This is a genomic window from Paenibacillus radicis (ex Xue et al. 2023), assembly GCF_024722015.1.
GTDB lineage: Bacteria > Bacillota > Bacilli > Paenibacillales > NBRC-103111 > Paenibacillus_S.
The window spans coordinates 160852-183468 of record NZ_JANQBD010000017.1 but is presented as its reverse complement, the minus strand read 5'-3'; the positions used below and the strand labels follow the sequence as shown (position 1 = coordinate 183468).

General features: G+C 45.5%; 18 protein-coding genes. 12 read left to right on the top strand and 6 right to left on the bottom strand.

From position 1 onward, the window contains the following. Positions 1–76: 76 nt before the first annotated feature. Positions 77–982 (top strand): AraC family transcriptional regulator, encoded by a 906-nt coding sequence (locus tag NV381_RS22945; protein ID WP_258215618.1) that lies wholly within the window; start codon positions 77–79, stop codon positions 980–982. A 72-nt stretch (positions 983–1054) separates the two neighbouring features. Here the strand turns inward: NV381_RS22945 and NV381_RS22940 are convergent, their stop codons facing one another. Beyond that, positions 1055–2653, bottom strand: coding sequence for an LTA synthase family protein (locus tag NV381_RS22940; protein WP_258215617.1), 1599 nt, complete (start codon positions 2651–2653; stop codon positions 1055–1057). 85 nt (positions 2654–2738) lie between these two features. Then, the gene (locus tag NV381_RS22935; protein WP_258215616.1) at positions 2739–3086 is read right to left on the bottom strand and encodes a response regulator; all 348 of its coding nucleotides are present in this window, start codon (positions 3084–3086) and stop codon (positions 2739–2741) included. Between the two features lie 449 nt (positions 3087–3535). Between NV381_RS22935 and NV381_RS22930 the strand changes: the two genes are divergently transcribed. Together NV381_RS22930 and NV381_RS22925 are read left to right on the top strand one after the other, a co-directional pair. After that, the gene (locus tag NV381_RS22930; RefSeq protein WP_258215615.1) at positions 3536–5287 is read left to right on the top strand and encodes an ABC transporter ATP-binding protein; all 1752 of its coding nucleotides are present in this window, start codon (positions 3536–3538) and stop codon (positions 5285–5287) included. Continuing rightward, positions 5284–7218 (top strand): ABC transporter ATP-binding protein, encoded by a 1935-nt coding sequence (locus NV381_RS22925; RefSeq protein WP_258215614.1) that lies wholly within the window; start codon positions 5284–5286, stop codon positions 7216–7218. Before NV381_RS22930 ends, NV381_RS22925 begins: the two co-directional genes overlap by 4 nt. Positions 7219–8073: 855 nt before the next feature. Here the strand turns inward: NV381_RS22925 and NV381_RS22920 are convergent. The 3 genes from NV381_RS22920 to NV381_RS22910 form a co-directional block, all read right to left on the bottom strand. Next, a complete protein-coding gene (locus tag NV381_RS22920; protein WP_258215613.1) occupies positions 8074–9591 on the bottom strand; it encodes an MDR family MFS transporter in 1518 nt (505 codons plus the stop codon). Between the two features lie 15 nt (positions 9592–9606). Further along, a complete protein-coding gene (locus NV381_RS22915; protein WP_258215612.1) occupies positions 9607–10200 on the bottom strand; it encodes a TetR/AcrR family transcriptional regulator in 594 nt (197 codons plus the stop codon). 241 nt (positions 10201–10441) lie between these two features. Next, positions 10442–11284: a helix-turn-helix transcriptional regulator gene (locus NV381_RS22910; protein ID WP_258215611.1), complete on the bottom strand. Its 843-nt coding sequence runs from the start codon at positions 11282–11284 to the stop codon at positions 10442–10444. Positions 11285–11494: 210 nt separating this feature from the next. Between NV381_RS22910 and NV381_RS22905 the strand changes: the two genes are divergently transcribed. The 7 genes from NV381_RS22905 (at position 11495) to NV381_RS22875 (ending at position 19465) form a co-directional block, all read left to right on the top strand. Beyond that, a complete protein-coding gene (locus NV381_RS22905; protein ID WP_258215610.1) occupies positions 11495–11872 on the top strand; it encodes a hypothetical protein in 378 nt (125 codons plus the stop codon). A gap of 467 nt (positions 11873–12339) precedes the next feature. After that, on the top strand, positions 12340–12780 hold the full coding sequence (locus NV381_RS22900) for a flavodoxin (protein ID WP_258215609.1): 441 nt from the start codon (positions 12340–12342) through the stop codon (positions 12778–12780). Between the two features lie 459 nt (positions 12781–13239). After that, the gene (locus tag NV381_RS22895; protein WP_258215608.1) at positions 13240–15309 is read left to right on the top strand and encodes a bifunctional aldolase/short-chain dehydrogenase; all 2070 of its coding nucleotides are present in this window, start codon (positions 13240–13242) and stop codon (positions 15307–15309) included. 113 nt (positions 15310–15422) lie between these two features. Next, positions 15423–15803, top strand: coding sequence for a sensory rhodopsin transducer (locus NV381_RS22890; protein ID WP_258215607.1), 381 nt, complete (start codon positions 15423–15425; stop codon positions 15801–15803). A gap of 91 nt (positions 15804–15894) precedes the next feature. Beyond that, positions 15895–17121, top strand: a complete 1227-nt coding sequence (gene rhaI / locus NV381_RS22885) for an L-rhamnose isomerase (protein WP_258215606.1) — start codon at positions 15895–15897, stop codon at positions 17119–17121. After that, positions 17115–18647, top strand: coding sequence for a rhamnulokinase (locus tag NV381_RS22880; RefSeq protein WP_258215605.1), 1533 nt, complete (start codon positions 17115–17117; stop codon positions 18645–18647). The genes rhaI and NV381_RS22880 overlap by 7 nt, the downstream gene beginning before the upstream one ends. Before the next feature lie 50 nt (positions 18648–18697). Beyond that, the gene (locus NV381_RS22875; RefSeq protein WP_258215604.1) at positions 18698–19465 is read left to right on the top strand and encodes a DeoR/GlpR family DNA-binding transcription regulator; all 768 of its coding nucleotides are present in this window, start codon (positions 18698–18700) and stop codon (positions 19463–19465) included. Between the two features lie 112 nt (positions 19466–19577). On the opposite strand, the gene NV381_RS22870 is transcribed toward NV381_RS22875, so the two are convergent. Next, entirely contained in the window at positions 19578–20462 is an 885-nt protein-coding gene (locus NV381_RS22870; RefSeq protein WP_258215603.1) for a DMT family transporter, read from the bottom strand. A gap of 158 nt (positions 20463–20620) precedes the next feature. On the opposite strand from NV381_RS22870, the gene NV381_RS22865 reads away from it, so the two are divergent. Both NV381_RS22865 and NV381_RS22860 read left to right on the top strand, forming a co-directional pair. Continuing rightward, positions 20621–21514, top strand: coding sequence for a LysR family transcriptional regulator (locus NV381_RS22865; RefSeq protein ID WP_258215602.1), 894 nt, complete (start codon positions 20621–20623; stop codon positions 21512–21514). A 111-nt stretch (positions 21515–21625) separates the two neighbouring features. Further along, a complete protein-coding gene (locus tag NV381_RS22860; protein ID WP_258215601.1) occupies positions 21626–22255 on the top strand; it encodes a BsuPI-related putative proteinase inhibitor in 630 nt (209 codons plus the stop codon). Positions 22256–22617 lie beyond the last annotated feature (362 nt).

The following is a 22617-nucleotide window of genomic DNA, read 5'->3' as shown; positions in this document are numbered from 1 at the left end:
ATGTAAGCGTATAAAATACATGCCATTTTTTATGGCGGATATCCCACTTTTTCAGCTGGCAAGGGGAGTAAATAAAATGGCCGTCGTTCCCAAGTACTTAACTCATTACCCTAATATGGATTCGGAGCTGCCTTTTCATATTAAAGTCAATCAACTGGTCAATGGCTTTGAGTCGCACAGGCATGATTATTTGGAATTTTCCTATGTTATTGAAGGCAGCGGTTCTGAAACTATTAATGGCGTCAAGCATTTGATGCTTCCGGGAACATTCACTCTTGTTATGCCATATCAGTTCCATGAAATTCATTCAGATCCTGGTTCGCCGCTGCAGCTTTTCAATTGCAATTTTGGCATTCATTTGTACAGTCCCGCCGAGCAGCTGCCAGGAATAGATTGGAATTCAGCGGAAGCTAATTTACCGTCATTTGTTCAAGTTGAGGATTCCGAAGAGCAGCGGAGGTTTCAATCGGTATTAGAGGAGCTAAGTGCGGAGTATTCAGGTGCGGAGCCATGGAGGAACTCATTAATCAAAGCCAAGCTGACCGAGGTGCTCGTTCGCTTTGACCGGCTCAGAAGAAGTATGCAGCCTGGCCTGCAGGAAGCAGCAGCAGCCCATGCATATGTTAGAAAGAAGCCGAGAAGCAGTGTTTGGCAGGTTATTCAATATATTCATAACCATTACAGGGATGATTTGACATTAAGCGGATTGGCCGAACGGTTTGGGTTTAGTGTGCCTTATTTAAGCGAGCTGTTCAAAAGAGCTTTAGGCCAAAATTTTGTGACCTTCGTCCATGATGTGCGAATACGCCAAGCCTGCGGACTTTTGATATCCACTGAAATGAGTGTGCTTGAAATTGCTATGGAAACAGGCTATGGTTCATATAACACATTTGCCCGCATATTCCGGGAAAGCAAGGGAATTACCCCCGCAGGCTTTCGTAAAGGTCACTTGTCTCAGCCACAGCCCTTGGATCCGACTTAAAGATAACTCAAGCTAAGCTTATAAAAAAGGAAAGCCCCGAAGGACTGGATATCGCTAAGCCGATATGTCCGTTCAGGGCTGTTTATCTTTTATGGGCAATTCAACGGACCTGGATTGTGCAAGGACATTTTCCTTCTCGTCCATAACTCGAACCTGAAGCTCAAGCTTACCCGGCTTCCTTAGCAGTTCTTTAGGGATTACAGCGGATAAGCTTTCCTCGGTTTGCCAGGATGTTTCCAGCGGTTTGCCGTTCGCAAAGACTACACTGCCTATACCGAAACGGCCGCCTTTAATGGTAATCGTCTTTTTCAATAGATCAGCAATCAGCTTCTCTCCGGTTTGCAGCCGTAGAAGCACCTCTGGCGAGACGGACTGAATGATCGGATCTCCATAGCCTAATGTAAAGGTTTCGGCCAATGGCTTCTTCAATTCAGCTAATTCATCAGAGCCGTCATATTCGGAATCCGAGGTATTTGTTCCTGCTAGTATCCTATTTTGCCATTGCTCGTACTCAGTTAGATCGGATTCGCGTATATGCATGGCTTCATAATAGGGCTTTGGCGGAATAATCGGGATTTGCTTCGACAGCCTGGACAGAAAATCGGTGTAATCGCTGCCTTTTAGCTTCGCCAATTCCAGTATATAGGGGCTTAGAAAGGATGGGCTTATATATAAATTGTCCTTTCCTTCAGGCAAATAGTTATTCCAGATGAGCAGCGGTACATTATGTGTTTTTTGCAAAAAATCCGGCTCGTCCTCACTTTGAATATACTTGGTTTCCTTGTAAACATAATAATCGTTCTCTAAAAAAGGCAGATGATCCCCAAAAAAGACGATAATCGTCGGCTCCTTGACCTGGCTGTAATGCTCAACCAGCTCCTGAAGCATGGAATCGGCTCCGCTAGCTCCTTGCGCATAGGTTTCCAAAATGTCGAGGGCCTCGCCGGATACATTGCCTTTTATATTGATGGTATTTCGTTTGAATTTGTTCGACCAGTAGTGGTAATGATTTTCCATAGTATTTGCAAAAATAAAATCAGGCCCTTGGCTTCGCTCGGTTTCTTCAATGATTCGTTTAGCTACGGCATGATCGCCTATATAAGGTCCCACGAATTCATTCGGATTAAAAAATTCCATGCTAATGTAACGGGTAAAGCCAAAACGGCGATATACATTCAAGCTGTCAAAATACCAGTTGTGAAATGGGGTTATGGCTGTTGATGTATACCCTTGACGGGATAAAATACTGGCCAGAGAGTCAACATCATGCTTTATAACGGTCTCATAAGCAATGGAGTCTTCCGGTAAAAAACGCATGGAATTTCCGGTCAGCACCTCAAGCTCTACATTAGCGGTTCCACCGCCAAATTGCGGCGATAGCATTTTACCGTTCGTATATTTATTTTGAAGTGCATGGAAGGTAGGGATAGGATCACGGCTAAACTTGAGCCCTTCGATTTGAGTAGGATCCCAAAAGGCTTCGCTAAGTACCACAATTACATTGGGCTTGCGGGAAAGCTCTTCCTTGCTCCAATCCGTTAAAGGAGTAGTTTGAAGCTCTACAGGACGGATTGGCGCAATTCCGGAGTCTGACGTCTCGAGAAATAATAATAGCACGGTGGCTGCAATCAAAGTAGTTATACGCATAGGATGGTATTTCTTGAACCACATAGACGAACTCGACTCCCATTCTTGAATGAATGATCCTATTATAGCACGGAGTCGTATAAGCATTACATAGAAAATGTAAACACTATCATTGGAAATGTTTTAAGTAATCATCGATATCAAACGGTTTATCAAATACAACATGGGCACCACAGGAAATAGCCATTTCGACATCCGCGGAATGGATATCAGATGAGTAGACTACGATACGAGTGTTAGGATTTGTGCTTTTAATTTGTTTAAGCAGTTCGAAACAATCCATAGAAGGAAGACGCATATCCATGGAGATGATATCCGGGAGTAAGGAATGAAAGGTCGATAGCACATCGGGGCCGTTAGAGACCTCAACTACTACCTCATGTCCGACAGAGGTCAGAACGGTTCTTAATAAACAACGAATCGGTTTGTATTGCTCGACAACCATAACTTTTGCCATTTCAACTTCCGTATCTCCTTCCAGCAGGTTCATCTTTAATTACTGATTTAAACGGTGCTATAGGACTGTTAATGGTATAAAGCTATAAGGGTGCTATGAATGGTGGTAGGAAAGAAGTGCGATGAGTAGGAAGTGAAAAAAGGTAAAAAATGGTTCTTTATGTCTATTCATAGAAGCGAAGGTAAATATCGTATTGTAAATAGTGTAAATCAAATCTACTAATATTTCACTATAAACTTTGTTAAATGACTAAATTTAGGTATAATGTCTTATTAAATTCTATTGAAAAATCAAGTTGCTTAGCATGAATTGTCATAATAAGTCGAGTACGTGGAATATTAGAAAAATATCTCATTATAATAGGTTTATTCCAATAAATCCATTGACGCGGCTTGCAGCATCCACTAAAGTTACATCCATACGCTTTTTTTCAAGGGAGGAGTGAGAGCATGAACCGCAAAATACCGCTGAATGAATATACAAGACTGCTGTCTAATTATTTGCGGCCTCAGCGCAAAAGCATCATTTGGTTATCGGTGCTTCTGGTTTCTGGCATCGCCATGCAGTTGATTAACCCGCAAATTATTCGTTATTTTATTGATACAGCAAAAACACAGGACAGCAATGAGCCTCTGTTATATGCCGCAGGACTGTTTATTGTAGTTTCATTGATCCATCAGGGCTTAACGGTACTTGCAACCTACATAGGCGAGAACATAGGTTGGGTCGCGACAAACAGGCTAAGAGGCGATGTGGCGGCTCACTGTATGAAGCTCGATATGACCTTTCATAAATCGCATACATCCGGCGCCATAATCGAAAAAGTGGATGGCGATATTAACAATCTGGCTAACTTTTTCTCCAACTTTGTAGTTTCTCTGTTAAGCAATCTTCTATTGGTTGCAGGAATGCTTGTTTTATTGTTCCGGGAAGGATGGCTTGTTGGCATCAGCATGACGTTGTTCGTTATTTTTGCCATTTATGCTATCCAATACATACGTCAATTTGCGGTACCCCATTGGGGGAATATGAGAGCGATGAGCTCGCGCTTCTATGGCTTTCTCGGCGAACATTTGGAAGGGACTGAAGATACGCGGGCGAACGGAGCAACAGGCTACGTTATGCACCGGTTCTATTCATTAATCCGCGAATGGCTGCCACTGCGTATTAAAGCGTTCCTTGGCTGGGCATCTATGTGGATTACAACATTGGTTGTGTTTACGATCGGCAGCGCGGTGGCGTTTGCCATTAGCGCCGTGCTGTGGAAGCAAGGAGCAATCACACTTGGAACCGTGTACATGATCTTTTATTATACGGAATTGATGGCTAAACCGATTGAGAAGATCCGCACAGAGATGGAGGATTTACAGAAAGCGGATGCCAGTATCGTGAGGATACGGGAGCTGCTGCAGACGGAATCGGCGATAAGAGATGGAGTCGGTGTACCGCTTCCTGCCGGTCCGCTGTCCGTACAGTTCAATCATGTAGAATTCGGCTATGAAGACGAACTGACCACATTGCAGGATATTTATTTTCGTTTGGAACGCGGAAAGGTGCTTGGCGTGCTGGGAAGAACCGGTAGCGGAAAAACAACTCTAGCACGAATGCTGCTGCGCTTTTATGATCCGCGCATGGGGGGGATCCATCTGGAAGGGGTCGATATTCGAGATACGACTTTGCAGGAATTAAGGAACCGAGTAGGGCTGGTTACGCAAAATATAGAAATTTTCCAAGGGACGGTTCGGGATAATTTGACCTTCTTTCAAGAAGATATTCAAGATCAGAAAATTATCGGTGTGCTTGAGGAACTGGGGCTCGGGGAATGGTTTCATTCTATGCCGGCAGGACTTGATAGCCGCTTGGAATCGGGCGGGGGAGGATTATCCGCAGGGGAAGCGCAGCTTGTATCATTTGCCCGTGTGTTTCTATCCGATCCCGGTTTGATTATTCTGGATGAAGCGTCCTCCCGCTTGGACCCGGCAACCGAGCAAAAGATGGAGAAGGCGATCAGCCGCTTGTTGGTTAATCGTACCTGTATTGTAATTGCTCATAGGTTGGCCACGATACAAAGGGCAGACAACATCCTCATTCTCGAACAAGGACGAATGATTGAATTCGGGGATAGAGCCCGCTTGGCGGCAGATAATCATTCCCGCTACAGCCATATGCTTCAGGTTGGAATGGAGGAGATGCTGGCATGAGTACCTTTGCGTTCTTATTGAAATTAACCCGTTACCGTATAGGCTTGTATGTCCTAAATGCTGTCGCATGGTCTCTCATTTACCTCGCTCCGATAGTGCCGGGTTGGATCACTAAGCAATTTTTCGATACGCTGTCGGGTAACGCAGCTTATGAGTTCAGTGAGTGGACATTAATCGCTTTGCTAATTGCGTCCGCCCTTGGACGAGTGATAATGATATTATTTGGGTTTATTACGGATGTTAACTTTCGTTTCCGTATCGGTTCGCTGTTACGCAGAAATATGCTGAATCATATTCTTAAGGAACCGGGTGCGAAGGCAATTCCGTGCTCGCCCGGTGAAGCAATTAGCAACTTTCGCGATGATGTGGATCAGGTGGAGGAGACAGTCAGCTGGTCTGTAGACTCTTTTGGGATGACAATCTTCGCTGCGGTTTCCTTTTATATCTTATATGGAATTAATGCAACGATGACTGTGTGGGTGTTTTTGCCGCTTGTAGTAGTTGTGACAATTGCTCAGGCGTCAACTACTTGGCTGCAAAAGTATCGTGCCGCAAGCCGGGAGGCTACTAGCCAGGTGACCGGGGCGATCAGCGAGATGTTCAACAGCGTGCAATCCATTCAGGTTGCCGGGGCTGAAGACAGGGTAATCGATCGGTTCAGGAAGCTGAACGATAACCGTCGTCAAGCGATGCTGAAGGATAAGCTGCTGACGCAATCACTAGACTCCGTGTTCTCCAATACAGTTAATATTGGTACGGGCTTTATACTGCTGCTCGCTGCACAGTCTATGCGGGACGGAAGCTTTACTGTCGGAGATTTTGCCTTATTCGTCTACTATTTAACGTTCGTTACGCAGTTCATCCAAAACTTCGGCAAATTTTTAACCTACTTTAAGCAAAGCACGGTAGCTAAAGAACGATTAGCTTCATTAATGCAAGGGACGGATGAAAAGAAATTAACGGAACCTCATCCGTTATATTTAAGAAAGGATGCTAAGTTGCCTGATGCTTACGAAGGCTTCGAGAAGCGGCAGAGCAGAGATGAGCCATTAATTGGCCGGACTGAGGATGAGGTTGGGGCGGCTGGTGCTCAAGCTGAGGTGCAACAGTCAATAGCTGCTGTAAGGCAGAGAGCAAAAGCTAATGAGCCGTGGGCGAAGAGCAATGGATTAGAAGTACTATCCGATGTTGCGGATCGTGGCGGAAGCCTTAGCTTGCTGGAGGTACGGGAGCTGTCCTATCGTTATCCAGAAACCGGACGCGGCATCGAGAGGATAAACCTAAGCATCCCGGAAGGTTCTTTTACAGTTATTACAGGGAGGATAGGTTCGGGTAAAACAACCCTGGTCCGCACCTTGTTGGGGCTGCTGCCTATGGATCAAGGCGATATTCGTTGGAACGGGAAGAGGATTGAGCAGCCAGGAGAGTTCTTCATTCCGCCGCACAGCGCTTATACTCCACAGGTGCCACGACTGTACAGCGACACGCTGCAAAATAACATCCTGCTTGGCCTCAAGGAGGATAAAGCGCAGCTTGAGGCGGCGGTATATGCTGCCGTGCTGGAGCCCGATATTGCCATGCTGCAACATGGCATGGACACGGTCATCGGACCGCGTGGAGTGAAGCTGTCCGGCGGCCAAGCACAGCGAACAGCCGCGGCGCGTATGTTCGTGCGCAATGCGGAGCTGCTCGTGTTTGATGACTTGTCCAGCGCACTGGACGTCGAGACCGAGCGCAAGCTGTGGGAGCGCCTTTATGAGCATCGAAAGGCGACCTGCCTGGTGATCTCGCACCGCAAGGCTGCGCTGACGCATGCAGACCATATCATCGTGCTGAAGGACGGACGTGTGGAAGCCGAGGGCATGCTTGAACAATTGCTGCAAACGAGTGAGGAGCTCAGGCATTTGTGGAACCGGGATGCAGATAAATAAGGCAGCGACTGTGGATCTGCTGCATATTCAGTATAAGGGGCTGTCCCAAAAGTCATTTTGAGGACAACTCCTCCACCATTTTATCCTGAATGGATGGTTGCAAAAGAGCCCTCAATTCCACTTTAATAGTTGAAGGCTTTTTTGCATATTCTTGTGTATTCTTAGTGATGAATAAGATGAGGTCGCTTTCCAGCGCGTACATATCGCGGGTGCCGGGTTCGTGGTTCGTGGTTCGGTTACGGCATTGCATGGCAGTCTGGCGTACTCCGTGCAATTATCAGGAAAATGTCAAGTTAGTTACACCGAAAATAGCATTCCAAGTCTTATAGCTGGAATTCCTCATGCTAATTCTACGTATTTTGGCTGATATCCACCATTTCACCTCTATTAGAGTTAGTTTTTCCAGTTAGATTGATTTCAGGCGATATCCATGCTGGATTAGCGTTACAATTTCCATCTATTTTCTTTCCTTCCGCAGCGGCCACGACAAATCATGGTCTCCTCTAGATTGAAAGCAGCCTTTGAACATCGCTTCTCGCCCCATCACTTAAGCACATCCAAAAAGCGGCAGGACTCATTTTTGGATTTTAGAACCCCCACTCTGATGGGAATTTTCCTACAAAAAAGACGCTTCCATTTCCACTTACATGGTGGTTTGGAGGCGTCTTTGTACATAGTTTGGGACTGATTCATTCACTGATACCTTTTTGGGACAGCCTCTTATTCGTATTTGCTTATTTCCCGGGTAATCGAATGAGATGACATCATATTCGTTCTTAAAGGGCGCGATTCGCAATTACAACATCATGTAACGACAGAATGTACTCAATGAAAGTAATCCTTAGTATGAATAACTTATACTGTCTCACCAGGCATAACTGTATGCGTGGGGTTCTGCTGAGGGGTTAGCACTTCCTTCTTCATGAACCAGCATATAATAAATACTGCAATGGCAAAAAGTGTTCCTATCATAAACATTTGCTGGAACGCTCCGGCGAATACAGTTTTGATCTGAAGCAGCAAGTCTGCCGGTATCCCTTCCGGTATCCCCCCGTTCATGATGGAGTCCGATGTTCCTGCTGGGAACTGATCGGATAATTGGTCGATACCGTTATGAATGTTGCGGGAGAGCAGACTGCCGAAGATGCTGAATCCAAGAGTGGCACCAAGCGATTGGAACAGCTGTACGGTGGCAACACCAACCCCTGTATGCTCCTTATCCACCGTTTCCTGTACGATCAGGTTGTCGCTACCGAATAATACGCCAATACCCAATCCCAATATGAAGAATGCAATGATTACATACAGTACGGTTGTGCTCACGTCGATTCTAGACAGTACCAGATAACCGGCAACGGGCAGGACAAATGAAGAAACAAACAGATGCTTGTAAGGAATCTTAGTGATCAGGAATCCGCATAATATGCTCGCAGGGATCGCACCTGCCATGAAGGCTAACATCAGATAGCCGGAAGCAGTAGGAGTCATGCCCATCACGTTCTGAGCGAAGAAGGGAAACCCGGACATGCCTCCCATAACTCCAAGCATCGTTATGAAGACGATAAGCGATAGAACTACAACCGAGCGGTTACGGAACAACTGAAGCGGAATGATCGGATCTGCAGCCTTCGATTCGATGCGGATGAACAGGGCGATCAATACGCCTGATAATGCCAGCAAGGCGATTATGACGGGAGAAGACCATGTATAGCCTGCTACATCTATTAGCACCGGCGCGAAAAGTAAAGCCAGCATAGAGAGGACGAGCGTGCATGCTCCAGCCCAGTCTATCTGCTTCTTCTCTGAACTCACGGATTCACGCAGACCTTTGGCGACGAAAAAGGCTGCAACCAGCCCTACCGGGATGTTGATCAGAAATATCCAGTGCCAGTTCATATGGCTGACGAAATAACCACCTACTGTCGGTCCTAGCAGCTGCGGTAAAATCAGCATCGGGCCGACCAAGCTCTGTACCTTCGCCCGTTGTTCGAGAGGGAACGAGTCTCCGATAATAATCATGGCGAGCGGCATAAGTCCTCCGGCTCCGATCCCTTGTATGCCTCTGCCTATAAGCAATGTTGTCATCGAGTTCGCTAGTCCGCATAGAATGGAGCCTGCTATGAAAAGCGCGACACAGAGCAGATAAATCCGTTTGCGACCATAGAGATCGGCCAGCTTGCCGAAGATTGGCATGAAGATTGTGATTGACAGCATATAAATTCCCGCTACCCAGCCGAAGAGCGCCAACCCGTGCAGATCGCGGATAATTGTAGGTAATGCTGTTGAGACAGCTGTTTGATCGAGTTCCGAGAAGACGAGGCCAAGCAGCAACCCGATCAAGATTAAGGTTTTGTTCGTCATGTCCTTTTTCATGTATAAACCTGCTTTCTATATAGGATTAGGCTTCACAATCAAGCGCATCATGAAATCGGCATCAGGCAGCTGGTAGCCTTCAATATCTATCTTTTGTATATTCATCAGGCCGACGAGAGATGTCAAATACCACATGGCAAGCTCTTTCGGATTGCCTTCAACGAATTCTCCAGAATGCTGCCCCTTTGCGATTATGGCGGTCAACGTATTGATCATCGCCGCGGAGTCGTGCGTCTTAAGCAGCTCTACAACTTCATTCGGCAGCTCATCAGCTAACATCACCTGCTGCATCAGAATGAAGTGATGATTATCCTCCTGCAAAATCTCATTGGTTAAGGTCCGAACTTTTTCAATTGGCGATCCAGGCATATTCGTGATAAGAGCAAACGCTTCGTTAGAGCCCTCAATAGCCTCCTTAATAAGTTCAGTAAGGATTTCTTCCTTAGATTTGAAATAACGGTACGAGAGGCCGTCACTGATCTGCGCTTCTCTGGCTATCATGTTCATCTTGGTACCTATCAAGCCGCGTTGTGCAAATACTTTGAGCGCTGCCCGCTTGATCTGTTCTCTTCGTTCGTCCCGAAGGTGATCCTTGGAATCGGTCATCATGCTTGTAAAACTCCTCCTTCATGTAAATGAATGAATCATTCATTCAATTCGATAAAATGATCATATTCGTATTGGGGCTCTTTGTCAACTTTTTTGCAAAGAAATGCAAGAAAAAAACCAGCCTAACACTTTAATTAGTGTAGGACTGGTTTTTATTTAAGTTAATTGAACAAATAACAAATATGGTTACAAAATTAATATCGGGTCGAGCTTAAACCGTGCAACGTTAATCCGAATAAGGCTAACTAACCGCTGTAAGCAGCTGCTCCAGCTTCGCTTCCGTCTCAGTGTCCGGCAATGGAGTGTACACACAGCAGCGCAGATCGGCACGAGCATAAACTTGAAAAGAAGTGAGTTCGAATCTCATGCTGCCGGCATTAGGGTGATTGATCTCACGCAATGTTTTGGGGACGGCCGGGAGCTCGCTTCTCTGCCACAGCTGTTTGAACATGGGGTTGATTTGACCGCAATGCTGGATAAACTCGTCATACCATGGATCGCCATGATACTGTCCTTGATAGTTGCGGAATATCGTAAGAAAATCCTTCGCAAAATCCTCCCAATTCACAACCATTTCCCGAACTTCAGGTTTCATAAAGGAAAGCCACACAATATTTCTATCCTCTCTGCTGAAAGGACCTATGTCTCCAAAAATTATACTGGCAGCTTTATTCCACCCGATGATATCGCATCTCCGGTCAGCGATAAAGGCTGGACAGGGGCATAAGTAATCAAGAATACGCTGCAGCGTCGGATCAATGACCGGCGGAGATTCATTAAAAATGGAGGAGGTTTGCTTCAGAGCCATTGTAAATAAATAGCTGCGATCGGCAGTGCTTAACTGAAGTGCTGTAGCAATTCGATCCAATACAAGAGCAGATACCTGGATATTGCGACCTTGCTCCAACCATGTGTACCAGGTGGTGCTCACATCTGCAAGCTGAGCGACTTCTTCACGTCGAAGTCCAGGTGTTCGTCTGCGTCCTCCTCCGGTAAAGCCGGCGGTGTCAGGGTTTAGCTTGGTGCGTGCTGTTTTTAAAAATTGGCCTAGCGTATGTAGTCGATCCACGTCAATTAACGTCAAGTTATGTCACTCCATTTTTAGTCGTAAGGATGATTATAAAAGATCCTGTTGCAAAACACAACTATAATAGTATAAGAATAATTTTATAATAGTTTAAATAGGCGAAGATCTATTATAATTTTTTCACATTAGGCTTAAATATGTATTCAAGATCTCCTTTATGGGTAAAAAGATGGTGTATCCAAACTTCAGGTAAAGGAGAGATTGACTATGATAAAATCCATTCAAGCTTACTTTCGGACAGAGAATGAAGCAGAGGATGTTAGAATCTTACTGCAAAAGTATGATACTGAAATGCTGGAAATCGGAGTGATTCAAGAAGATGGCATGTCTGGTAACAGCGAGCTGGTTGTGCCGCTTGGCGCAGGCATCGCACCTTCAGGAACGGGCGGTTCTGGAGCTATAGTTTATGCGGAGAGCAGTGGGGAGTATGCACCTTTACTAGGAGTTTCACTAGATGGTGAGGATGATGAGCTTGAGCGTTTTCATTATGTTTTAGCGGTGCAGGTTAATGAAAAAGATTATGATGAGGTTGTGAGCTTAATCCAAAACAACCAAGGGCATATATCAACAACAGACTCGGAATAGTAATTATTTGACTAATTGAATGAAATGGATGGAATAAGCTAACGGCCAGTTTGAACGGAACGGAGATTTCCGCTATTCCATCTGCAGCCTCCAATATAAGGCGATAGCGGAAGGCGGAATTCCGTTATGTTGGGCGAATAGGCAAGCTTTGTATAAAAATAGAGAGATAACGGAATCAGCTGTTCCGTTGTCTCTCTATTTTTTGAGCTTTTCAGGTGACAGAGGAATAATACTTCCGCTATTTCATTGACTTTCTTGGATGAAGCATGGCTATGATGAGCTACATCTTTATTATTTTTTAATTGAAGCTTGACATTCCCATGCAGATGTATTAAATTAACAAATGAAATTGATAATCATTATCAATAAAGTGAGAATCGTTATCGAATACATTCTTAATATCTGCCTTGTTTGTAAATGGAGTTTTAACACAACATTATAATCATTCATTAAGAGGAGCGGAAAAGATGGCAAACGTAATAGTAGTTTTTGCAAGTATGACGGGCAATACAGAAGAAATGGCAGAAGCGATTGCAGATGGAATTCGTGAAGCTGGTCATGAAATAACTTTGAAGTCTTCGATGGACGCAAGTGCATCTGAGCTGACTGAATATGATGGCGTTGTATTAGGTGCGTACACTTGGGGAGACGGTGACTTGCCCGATGAGTTCCTTGATTTATATGAAGAGATGGATGATATAGATCTGACTAATAAAAAATCGGCCGCTTTCGGTTCATGCGATTCCTCCTATTCGGAATATGGTGCAGCGGTTGATACTCTGGTTTCTAAGCTAAAGGAATTGGGAGCTGAGGTTGTTCTCGAAGGCTTGAAAATTGAGTTGACTCCTTCTAATGAAGAGAAAGAGCAGTGTAAAGAGTTTGGCCGGCAGTTTGCAGCCGCTCTTTAATGAAATGCAATTACCATCCTAATAACAGAAGAGAAAAATGATTCAATAAATAGATGTAATCAAAAAGGCTATGCAATCTGCTGGTAAGGCGGACTGCGTAGTTTTTTTTAATAATATTTAGAAAGTATAAGTTCGAACCGGGGGTTCACCTTTCTATTATTGCAAGAAAAGCCACCGCTAAGACACGTTTGTATCTTCCTCGAAAGGGCTTCGATTAGAAGCTTTTCATATTATATTAGAGTATGAGTATGAACCGGAGGTTCTTGTATAGAGATAGTTTAATAGGGGGATATTATAATGTTAATTTAATGAAGCAAAGCAAATTATACTACAAAAATATCGCAGAATACGGACTAAAAACAAAAATAAAAATACATATACAAAAATAAACAGACATATGATATGATGAATCTATCATAAAACAATATTAACCAAAACTATTCGGGAGGAAATCAAACAATGCCATCCAATTTATGGAACAACAGCAAAGCTTCACAACTGACAGGGGGGCTTGAAGAGCTAGTTTATCGTTCTAATCTGTTAGGAACTGACCGTTCGGTTGCGAACTGGGGCGGGGGCAATACTTCAACGAAAACAACAATAACAGATTTCCGCGGCAGATCAATCGAGGTTATGTATGTTAAAGGCAGCGGTTCTGACTTGGCTACAATGAAAGCAGGCAATTTCACAGGTTTGAATTTGGAGGATATTCGTCCTTTATTTGAGAGAGAAACAATGAGTGATGAAGAAATGGTAGCTTATTTGGGCCATTGCATGGTTGATAGCAAGCATCCTCGTGCTTCCATCGAAACATTATTGCATGCATTTCTTCCATTCAAGCATGTTGACCATACACATCCAGATGCAATTATAAGCTTATGTTGTGCTGATAACGGTAAAGAGCTGGCCAAAGAAATTTATGGAGACCGTTTCGTATGGGTACCTTACATCCGCCCAGGATTCAGCTTGTCTAGAATGATTGCACAAGGCGTTCTCGCTAACCCGAAAGCGGAGCTAGTGCTGATGGAGAAGCATGGTCTTGTTACATGGGGCGATACGTCTGAAGCTAGTTACTTAAAAACGCTAGCAGTTATTCAAGAGGCAGAAGACTTTATCGAAGCTAAAGTGAAAGAGGAAACGTTGTTCGGCGGAGCTAAGTATCAAGCATTGTCAGCTGAAGAAAGACAACAAATTGCTGTTCAGATTATGCCGGTCATTCGTGGCGCTGTAAGCAATGAGAAAAAGATGATTTTAACTTACGATGACGCAGCAGATGTGTTGCAATTCGTTAACAGCAAGGATGCTGCGAGCTTGTCTCAAGTAGGAGCAGCTTGCCCGGATCATCTCGTTCATACAAAGATGAAGCCTTTGTTCGTGGAGTGGGACCCCGCTTCAGGAGATGTGACAGCATTGACAGCAGCGGTTAAAAGCGGTGTTGAAGCTTACAAAGCGGAATACCAAGCTTATTTCCAACGCAATTGCAATGATGGCGACCAAATCTTCGAATCAGCTCCACGCGTTATTCTTATTCCTGGCGTAGGGATGATCAATACAGGCAAAAGCTGGTCTATGTCCAAAGTTAGCGGAGCATTATATCATCGTGCAATCTCCGTTATGCGTGGGGCTACGGCATTGGGGCAATTCGTTTCACTTAGCGAAAATGAGTCGTACAATGTGGAATACTGGCCACTGGAGCTGTATAAGCTGTCATTAGCGCCTGCCGAAGCTGAGTTCTCACGTAAGGTTGCTTTCATTACAGGAGGCGCTGGCGGTATCGGAAGCGCAACTTGCCGTCAATTTTTGAAGGACGGCGCTCATGTAGTAATCGCGGATCTGAATATCGAAGGCGCCGAGAAGCTGGCTCAGGAGTTGAATGCCCAGTACGGTGAGGCAAGAGTTACAGCTGTGAAGATTGACGTGACGGATGAAGAGCAAGTGGCTGCTGCATTCCGCCAATCCATATTGGCATACGGTGGCGTAGACATCGTGGTTAACAATGCAGGTTTGGCAACCTCAAGTCCTTTTGACCAAACCTCGTTAAAAGAGTGGAACCTGAACATGAACGTTCTTGCAACTGGTTATTTCCTGATTGCAAGAGAGGCCTTCCGTCTTATGAAACAGCAGTCGATTGGCGGTAATATGGTGTTTGTAGGCTCCAAAAACTCGATTTATGCAGGGAAGAATGCATCAGCGTACAGCACTGCAAAAGCCGCTGAGGTACATTTGGCCCGCTGCATCGCTGCAGAAGGCGGGGAGTTCGGAATTCGTGTTAACTCCGTACTGCCGGATGCGATTCTGCAAGGCTCGGCAATTTGGAATTCAGGCTGGCGTAATGAGAGAGCTGCTGCTTACAATATCGAACCGGATCAGCTTGAAGAGTACTATCGTAAAAGAACAACTTTGCTTGTGAACATCTATCCTCAAGACATTGCTGACGCAATCGCATTCTTCGCTTCTTCCAAGGCAGAGAAAACAACGGGATGCATGATGACCGTGGATGGCGGCGTTCCTGCGGCATTTACTAGATAACAGCAAGAAACGGAGCAAGGTACTACTAGAAGGTGGCGTATCCCATTGCTTGAATGCTGTGGGATACGCAATCTTTTGCATAAGGAAACTATATATTAGGAGGCTAATGAACAATGACAGTAGAAGGCTCTCATGCAAAAGGCCGTACTTCTTGGTACATTCCTGACGCCTATATTCCTCCACATAGCAGTGGAGAGTTGGAAAGCCATGAATCCATCTGTGTGTTGAATTGTTTAACGGAGGATGCGGATATTCGGGTTACGATTTATTTTGAAGACAGAGAGCCTATTGAAGATATTTTGGCGACTGTTCCAGGACGACGAACTCGGCATATCCGCACAAGCTTGCTATCCAAAAATGGGGAAACTATTCCAGTTGGAGTGCCTTATGCCATCAGCCTGGAAAGCTCTGTTCCGATTATTGTTCAATACAGCCGCTTGGATGCGACACAACCAGCAAATGCGTTAATGACGGCTATAGGCTACTTCGGTTAGTGGGATCCGCTTAGGACATGTTTTTATACTTTACTTACTTCATTTTTTTGGAAGATGAATACAGGAACAGACCATTAGGAGGAGCTTAGCCATGACATTACAGGACCGCGCTTATGCGATTTTTGAAGAGCAGCAAAAAAATAGAGGGATCGACCTTGAGCAAGTGAAAAAGAAGCTGAAAACCATTGAAGTGGAAACGCCTTCTTGGGGATACGGTGATTCAGGAACTCGTTTTAAAGTATTCAAAGCGGTTGGAGTACCCCGTGATCCGTTCGAAAAGTTCGAAGACGCGGCACAGGTTCATAAATACACAGGAATTTGTCCTTCTGTAGCTATTCATATTCCATGGGATAAGGTTGATGATTACGACAAATTAAAGAAACATGCGGATTCGCTTGGCGTGAGAATTGGAGCCGTTAACCCGAACTTGTTCCAAGAGGATGAATATATTTTCGGCAGCGTCACTAACTCTAATGCAGCTATCCGCCGTAAAGCAACGGATCACCTGCTCGAATGCGTACAGATCGGCAAAACTGTTGGCTCAGATGCGTTTAGCTTATGGTTTGCAGATGGTACAAACTATCCGGGTCAAGCCGATATTCGTAAACGCAAAGCATGGATGCATGAAGCACTGTCAGAAATGTATCAAGCCATGAATCCGAATATGCGGATGCTGATTGAATACAAATTTTTCGAGCCTGCGTTCTATCATACCGATCTTGCTGATTGGGGAATGGCTTTCAACATGGCTAACAAGCTTGGGCCTCAAGCTCAAGTATTGGTCGATACGGGTCACCATGCCCAAGGTACCAATGTTGAGCATATTGTAGCGTACTTGCTGGATGAACAGAAGCTGGGCGGCTTCCACTTTAACAGTCGTAAATATGCCGATGATGATCTGATTGTTGGTTCAGTTAACCCTTATGAATTATTCCTTATTTTCTATCAAATTCTTGAAGCTGCGGCAGATCCGAACGCGGGAATTCGTCATACAGCTGAACAAATTGCTTATATGATCGACCAAAGCCACGCTATTGAGCCCAAAATTCCAGCTATGCTTCGTTCAGTGTTAAATGTTCAAACTCAATACGCGAAAGCGCTGCTAGTGAATTTGGAAGAAGTACGCGAAGCACAGGAACGTCAGGATGTTCTGGCTGCTGAGAATGCAGTTCGTTCCGCTTATGAAATTGACGTGACTCCACTATTGGTATCGTTGCGTGAAGAGCAAGGAGTGCCTGCTGATCCGATGAAGGCATATCTGCAAAGCGGATATGGAGAAAGCATCCTGGCTCGCGGCAAAGGCGGAGCCAGTTGGTAAGCCGCAGCAGCAACGATGCGGCGACAGTGCTCGCGTTCGATCTGGGCGCGAGCAGCGGGCGTGCAGTTATTGGGAAGCTGGAGCCTCTGAGAGACGGTGAAGACCGCGCGGGTGCCCCCCGCCGTCTTACCGTTGAGGAGATCCATCGCTTCCCGAACGATCCGGTGCAGGTGGGCAAGCACCTGCACTGGGATATTTTGCGCCTGCTTCACGAAATTAAGCAGGGTATTGTGAAGGCCGGGCATGCGGGGCATCATGCCGTAGAAAGCTTGGCAATCGACTCGTGGGCGGTCGATTTCGGCTTGCTCGATGCCTCGGGCCAACTGCTCGGCAATCCGTATCATTACCGCGATCATCATACCGAAGGCATGATGGAAGAGGTCGAAACGCTGATCAGCCGTGAGGAACTATTTGACTCGACAGGCATCCAGTTTCTGCCGTTCAATACTATTTATCAGCTGTATGCCTTAAAGAAGAATGAATCACTGCAGCTTCAGCAAGCCGATAAGCTGCTGATGATTCCTGATCTGCTGCGGTACTTTTTGACCGGCATCATGCTGAGCGAAGGCACGAATGCCTCCACGACGCAGCTGTTGAATGCTCGTACGGGCAAGTGGGACTCCTTGCTGCTGGAGCAGCTAAGGCTGCCGGCATCGATTCTGCTGCCTCCGGTTGCGGCTGGCACCAGCGCAGGCTCGCTATCCGCTGAGGTATGCGCTGAGCTGGGCGTACCGGCAATACCGGTAATCGCCGTGGGCGAGCATGACACGGCGTCAGCTGTCGCGGCTGTTCCTGCGTCCGAGGAGCATTTTGCCTATCTGAGCTGCGGCACCTGGTCGCTGCTCGGTACCGAGGTGAAGGAGCCTGTGTTGACGAAGCAGGCATTGGATTGGAATTTCACCAATGAAGGCGGAGTTAACGGTACGTTCCGCTTGCTTCGTAATATTATGGGGCTGTGGCTGGTTCAGGAATGTAAGCGAGCTTGGGATAAGGCAGGTCTCGGATTAACCTTTCCTCAGCTTGTTGAGCTGGCAGACCAGGCCAAACCTTTCGCAGCGTTCATAGATCCTGACGATGCAGCATTTCTGAACCCGGTGCATATGCCAGAACAGATCCAAGCCTATTGCAGCCGTACAGGTCAATATGTGCCACAAACACCAGGAGAGATTATCCGTATAGTGCTGGAAAGCTTATCTCTGCAATATCGCGTTGTGCTGGAGCGCACGGAGAGCTTGGTAGGCAAGGAGCGCTTTAATGGGCTGCATATGGTGGGCGGAGGAATTAATAACCGACTTTTATGCCAATTTACAGCAAATGCAATTGGGCGTCCGGTTTGGGCGGGGCCAGTCGAAGGTAGTGCAATAGGCAATCTTGTTGTACAATATATGGCACTAGGACATATTTCCGGTATTCAGGAAGCAAGGGACATTATTCGTCATTCATTTCCTGTAGATACGTACCAACCGGAGCAAAATGAGGATTGGGAGCAAGCTTTCCTTACCTTCCAAAAGGTCATTGGTTCTTGAAGCGGTTGCTCAGGAATAAGTCTGTAATTTGATACAAATGAGGGATTGTAATGCTGGTAGCGCAAAGATGGCAAAAAATCATACAGCTTGTTAACGAACGGGGCAGCATCCGGGTAACTGAGCTAAGCGTTATATGCGAAGTGACGGAGGAAACGATCCGGCGTGATTTGGATAAGCTGGAAAGCGAAGGCAAGCTGCTGCGAAGCCATGGCGGAGCCATCAGCATGAAATCGGCTCAGGCGGAAACACCTTACATGGAACGGGAAACAACGAATGCGGATGAGAAGCGGCGTATTGCCCAAGAAGCGGTCATGCAAGTTTACGAGAATGACCGCATTATTCTGGATGCCAGTTCTTCGGCTTGGTACATGGCGCAGTTGCTTCCGGATATGCCGCTAACCGTTCTGACCAATTCGATCAAAGTCGCTATGGAGTTAAGCGGGAAAGAGAAGATTAAGGTCATTTCCACCGGCGGGCTGTTGTCTTCCCGTTCGCTTTCTTATGTGGGACCGTTAGCTGAACGTTCGCTTAGCACCTATCATGTCGATAAAGCGTTTCTATCCTGCAAAGGACTGCATGTGCAGCGCGGCTTAAGTGAGTTCAACGAGCTGCAAGCATTAGTCAAACAGAAAATGATCAGTATCGCTGATGAAGTCTATATACTGGCTGATTACAGTAAATTCGGGCAGCAATCTTTGGCGCATGTCGCTTCATGGGATGAAATACGGCATCTTATTACGGATGAGAAAACCGATCCGGACATTGTGGCCCAGCTTAAGGAGCAGTCAGTTATAGTGCATCAGATAGAAGTTGGATAAATGGTTTTCATAAAGTAGAGGGAATATGATCGGAAAAATCCGCTTGTGAGAAGCGGATTTTTTGGTTAGCACTAAAAACTGAGATACAACCAACCTCCTGTGGCTTACCCCTTTAGGCCAATTGATTTTTCATATTCTCCGCCTTGGTTCCCTTACCCTCCCAATTGACTAGAAAAATACCGGCGCATATGAATGCTCCGCCTACTCCAACATACCATTCCACCGTCTCACCTAGCAGTAGCCAGCTTGTAAAGACACCGAACAGCGGTACCAAAAACAGAAAGGCACTCGTTTTCGCGGGATCTCCACTGCGCAGCAAGTTGAACCAGACCGTGAATTGAACAATTGAACACATAATTACAAGCAATAATAATACGGTTACCGAAGTGCCGGTGAAGATAAAGTATGGATGCTCTGTAAAGGCACTTATGATGAGCAAGGCGACTCCCCCAACAAACATCTGATATGAAGCAAGCACGGATAAATCAAATGCAGGTCCCCATCGCTTAATAAGCAAAGTGGCCGAAGCGAAGCAGACGGCGCCTGCGAAGCTTATGAACGTGCCCGGCTGGATGTTCATATGAAGGCCGAAGGTGAAGACAACGCCGATAAAACCTACTGCCACGCCGAGCCATTGGCGTCTGCGGTAAGCAGCACCGGTAAGCAGTGTTCCAAGCACGATGACAATCAACGGGTTCGTACAGGTGATAATGGAGGATTCGCCCGATGTTATCCATCGCATGCTGTAGTAAGCGCAGCCCATCACCCCGGCGGATTGAAGCAAGCCCACTACAGCAGCTTGCAGCCCTTGCTTCCAACTGCGGGGGTGGGGTTTCTTGGCTACTATGATCGCGAGCAAACCGCCTGCAAGTATGAAGCGAATACCCATCAGAAAGAAAGGAGGAGCATAAGACATACCGATTTTTCCGACTGGAAATGCAATGCCCATTAGAAAGGTAGTCAGTATTATAAGACTGATATATTTGAATTTACTCATGATGAAGACCTCCGCTGATTCGTGATGATTTGATTGTAATGGAGGTTTGGAATTAAGTATAATGATTGTTAGAGATATTGATTATCATAATTTGTGATATCTAACTTTTACCGAATTAATTCATATATGGAGCGAACAGAATAAGGAGGGCTATAACTATGGAGAGCGCTGATCTGAGAGTATTTCAAATGGTTGCTCGCGAGGGCTCTATAACAAAGGCTGCTTTACGATTGGGCTATGTCCAATCCAATGTGACTGCGAGGATTCAACAGCTGGAATCGGAACTGGGCTCCGTGCTTTTTTTTCGCCACAATAGGGGAATGACATTATCATCTAGCGGCAAAATGCTGCTCGCATACACGGATAAAATAGTCGGCTTGCTGGACGAGGCGACCCAAGCCCTTTCCTCAAGCAGCGATCCGAGCGGTCCGCTCATGATCGGGTCAACGCAGACAGCTGCAGCGGTCCGCTTGCCTATGCTGCTTGCCTCGTATTACAAGCAGCACCCGAATGTACAATTATCGTTAACGACAGGGCATTCGCAATTTCTAATGGAGAAAGTACTCCACTACGAGCTGGACGGGGCATTCATTGGATGCCAATGCGATCACCCAGAGCTCCAGTCCGTTCCCGTATTCGATGAAGAGCTTATAATAGCGTCCGCCTCATCGGTAGTTGATCTGAAGGTGGCTCTTACTAGACCGATCCTCGTGTTCAGCACAGGCTGTTCTTATCGGGATGTTCTGGAGCGGTGGCTGGAGTTCAGCGGGTTGAGACAGCCGCTTATTATGGAGTTCGGTACACTTGAAGCAATTATCGGAGGCATAGCAGCAGGACTCGGTATTTCTCTACTTCCCAAGTCTGTCATTCGCAAACATGAGGAGGAAGGCATTATCCGCATGCATGCGATTCCCGATTCGATCAGTCACATAAAAACGGAGTTCATTACTCGAAAGGACTCATTTGTCAGCAGTGCTTTGAATGCTTTCATCGAAGCATTACCCAATGCTAAATTAGATGCCATTTCCGGTGCAAGTACTACAGTTAATTAAAACTTATATTACTATTCTTATTTAGTTTATTTATTTTTTTTGCTGCGGATGTTTATAACTGGAACAATTTTCATATTCAATTCGTTCTAACTTATGAGGTGATGCATTTTGGTGAACGAGCTGTTGTTAGGGGTAATTTTTTTATGTATGCCACTATTTGGTTTTTCTGATGTACAGCACCCTAATACGGGCAAACCCCCGATAGAGAAGTCGAAATTAGAATTGAAGATAGTAGAAAAGCAACCTGATGAAAACAAACAGCTGCATCCAATAAAAGTAGAAAAAGGAGTGAGCCTCGATCCAATAATCGAAAAAGATATCATGAATAAGAAAGCTGAACTATCAACACCGATAGCGGGGCTTTTCAAAACATCATTGGAGTCATTCGAAGAAAATGGAAAAGTAAAACTTGATTTCTCCATTCAAAACGTATCAGGGAAGGACTTGGAGATTTCGCACAGCTCCGGGCAACAATATGACATTTTTGTTTACGATGAGCATAATGCAGAGGTTTACAGGTGGTCGAATAATAAAGCATTTACCGAGGCGCTCATAGTAAGAGGTTTGAAAATAGATGAGCAGCTTGCATTTAACGAAGAATGGAACCTGCTGGATAATCGTGGAAGTCAGGTTCCACCTGGAACCTACAAAGTTCAAGTTAAACTAATGATCCATTTGAAATCGGGCGTTATCACTCCAGATGAATTAATGAGTACATCGACTATTGAAATTAAGAAGTAAGACGAAGTAGTCTAATCAAGAGGGAATAATCATATATATTCAAAGTTTCCATTCCCCTTATTGAAAAGTTCTGTTAGTGTTGAGATCAAGGTTTGAATTTGGAAGGAGGGATTACGTTATGTTAGCACTAATAAGAATGGATCATCGTAGCTCTAATTTTAGTCTGTTCAGCAAACATAACTATAATGTGACCTCCCGCTTCCGTAATTGGATGTGTTGACGTTTCTTAATTGAGGAAAGCGTCAGCCTTACATAGATGGAAACCACAGCGCAGGTCATGATTCATTCGTGGCGTGCGCTTTATACGTTCCGTAACAGGAAAAAGCACACAGCTGTAGCGCCGTGTGTTTTTTTGTTCATAG

What these genes read in the sequence shown, in the direction of transcription:
- NV381_RS22945 (WP_258215618.1), top strand. Translation starts at nt 77, where the DNA reads ATGGCCGTCGTTCCCAAGTACTTAACTCATTACCCTAATATGGATTCG.
- NV381_RS22940 (WP_258215617.1), bottom strand. Translation starts at nt 2,653, where the DNA reads ATGTGGTTCAAGAAATACCATCCTATGCGTATAACTACTTTGATTGCA.
- NV381_RS22935 (WP_258215616.1), bottom strand. Translation starts at nt 3,086, where the DNA reads ATGGCAAAAGTTATGGTTGTCGAGCAATACAAACCGATTCGTTGTTTA.
- NV381_RS22930 (WP_258215615.1), top strand. Translation starts at nt 3,536, where the DNA reads ATGAACCGCAAAATACCGCTGAATGAATATACAAGACTGCTGTCTAAT.
- NV381_RS22925 (WP_258215614.1), top strand. Translation starts at nt 5,284, where the DNA reads ATGAGTACCTTTGCGTTCTTATTGAAATTAACCCGTTACCGTATAGGC.
- NV381_RS22920 (WP_258215613.1), bottom strand. Translation starts at nt 9,591, where the DNA reads ATGAAAAAGGACATGACGAACAAAACCTTAATCTTGATCGGGTTGCTG.
- NV381_RS22915 (WP_258215612.1), bottom strand. Translation starts at nt 10,200, where the DNA reads ATGATGACCGATTCCAAGGATCACCTTCGGGACGAACGAAGAGAACAG.
- NV381_RS22905 (WP_258215610.1), top strand. Translation starts at nt 11,495, where the DNA reads ATGATAAAATCCATTCAAGCTTACTTTCGGACAGAGAATGAAGCAGAG.
- NV381_RS22900 (WP_258215609.1), top strand. Translation starts at nt 12,340, where the DNA reads ATGGCAAACGTAATAGTAGTTTTTGCAAGTATGACGGGCAATACAGAA.
- NV381_RS22895 (WP_258215608.1), top strand. Translation starts at nt 13,240, where the DNA reads ATGCCATCCAATTTATGGAACAACAGCAAAGCTTCACAACTGACAGGG.
- NV381_RS22890 (WP_258215607.1), top strand. Translation starts at nt 15,423, where the DNA reads ATGACAGTAGAAGGCTCTCATGCAAAAGGCCGTACTTCTTGGTACATT.
- rhaI (WP_258215606.1), top strand. Translation starts at nt 15,895, where the DNA reads ATGACATTACAGGACCGCGCTTATGCGATTTTTGAAGAGCAGCAAAAA.
- NV381_RS22875 (WP_258215604.1), top strand. Translation starts at nt 18,698, where the DNA reads ATGCTGGTAGCGCAAAGATGGCAAAAAATCATACAGCTTGTTAACGAA.
- NV381_RS22870 (WP_258215603.1), bottom strand. Translation starts at nt 20,462, where the DNA reads ATGAGTAAATTCAAATATATCAGTCTTATAATACTGACTACCTTTCTA.
- NV381_RS22865 (WP_258215602.1), top strand. Translation starts at nt 20,621, where the DNA reads ATGGAGAGCGCTGATCTGAGAGTATTTCAAATGGTTGCTCGCGAGGGC.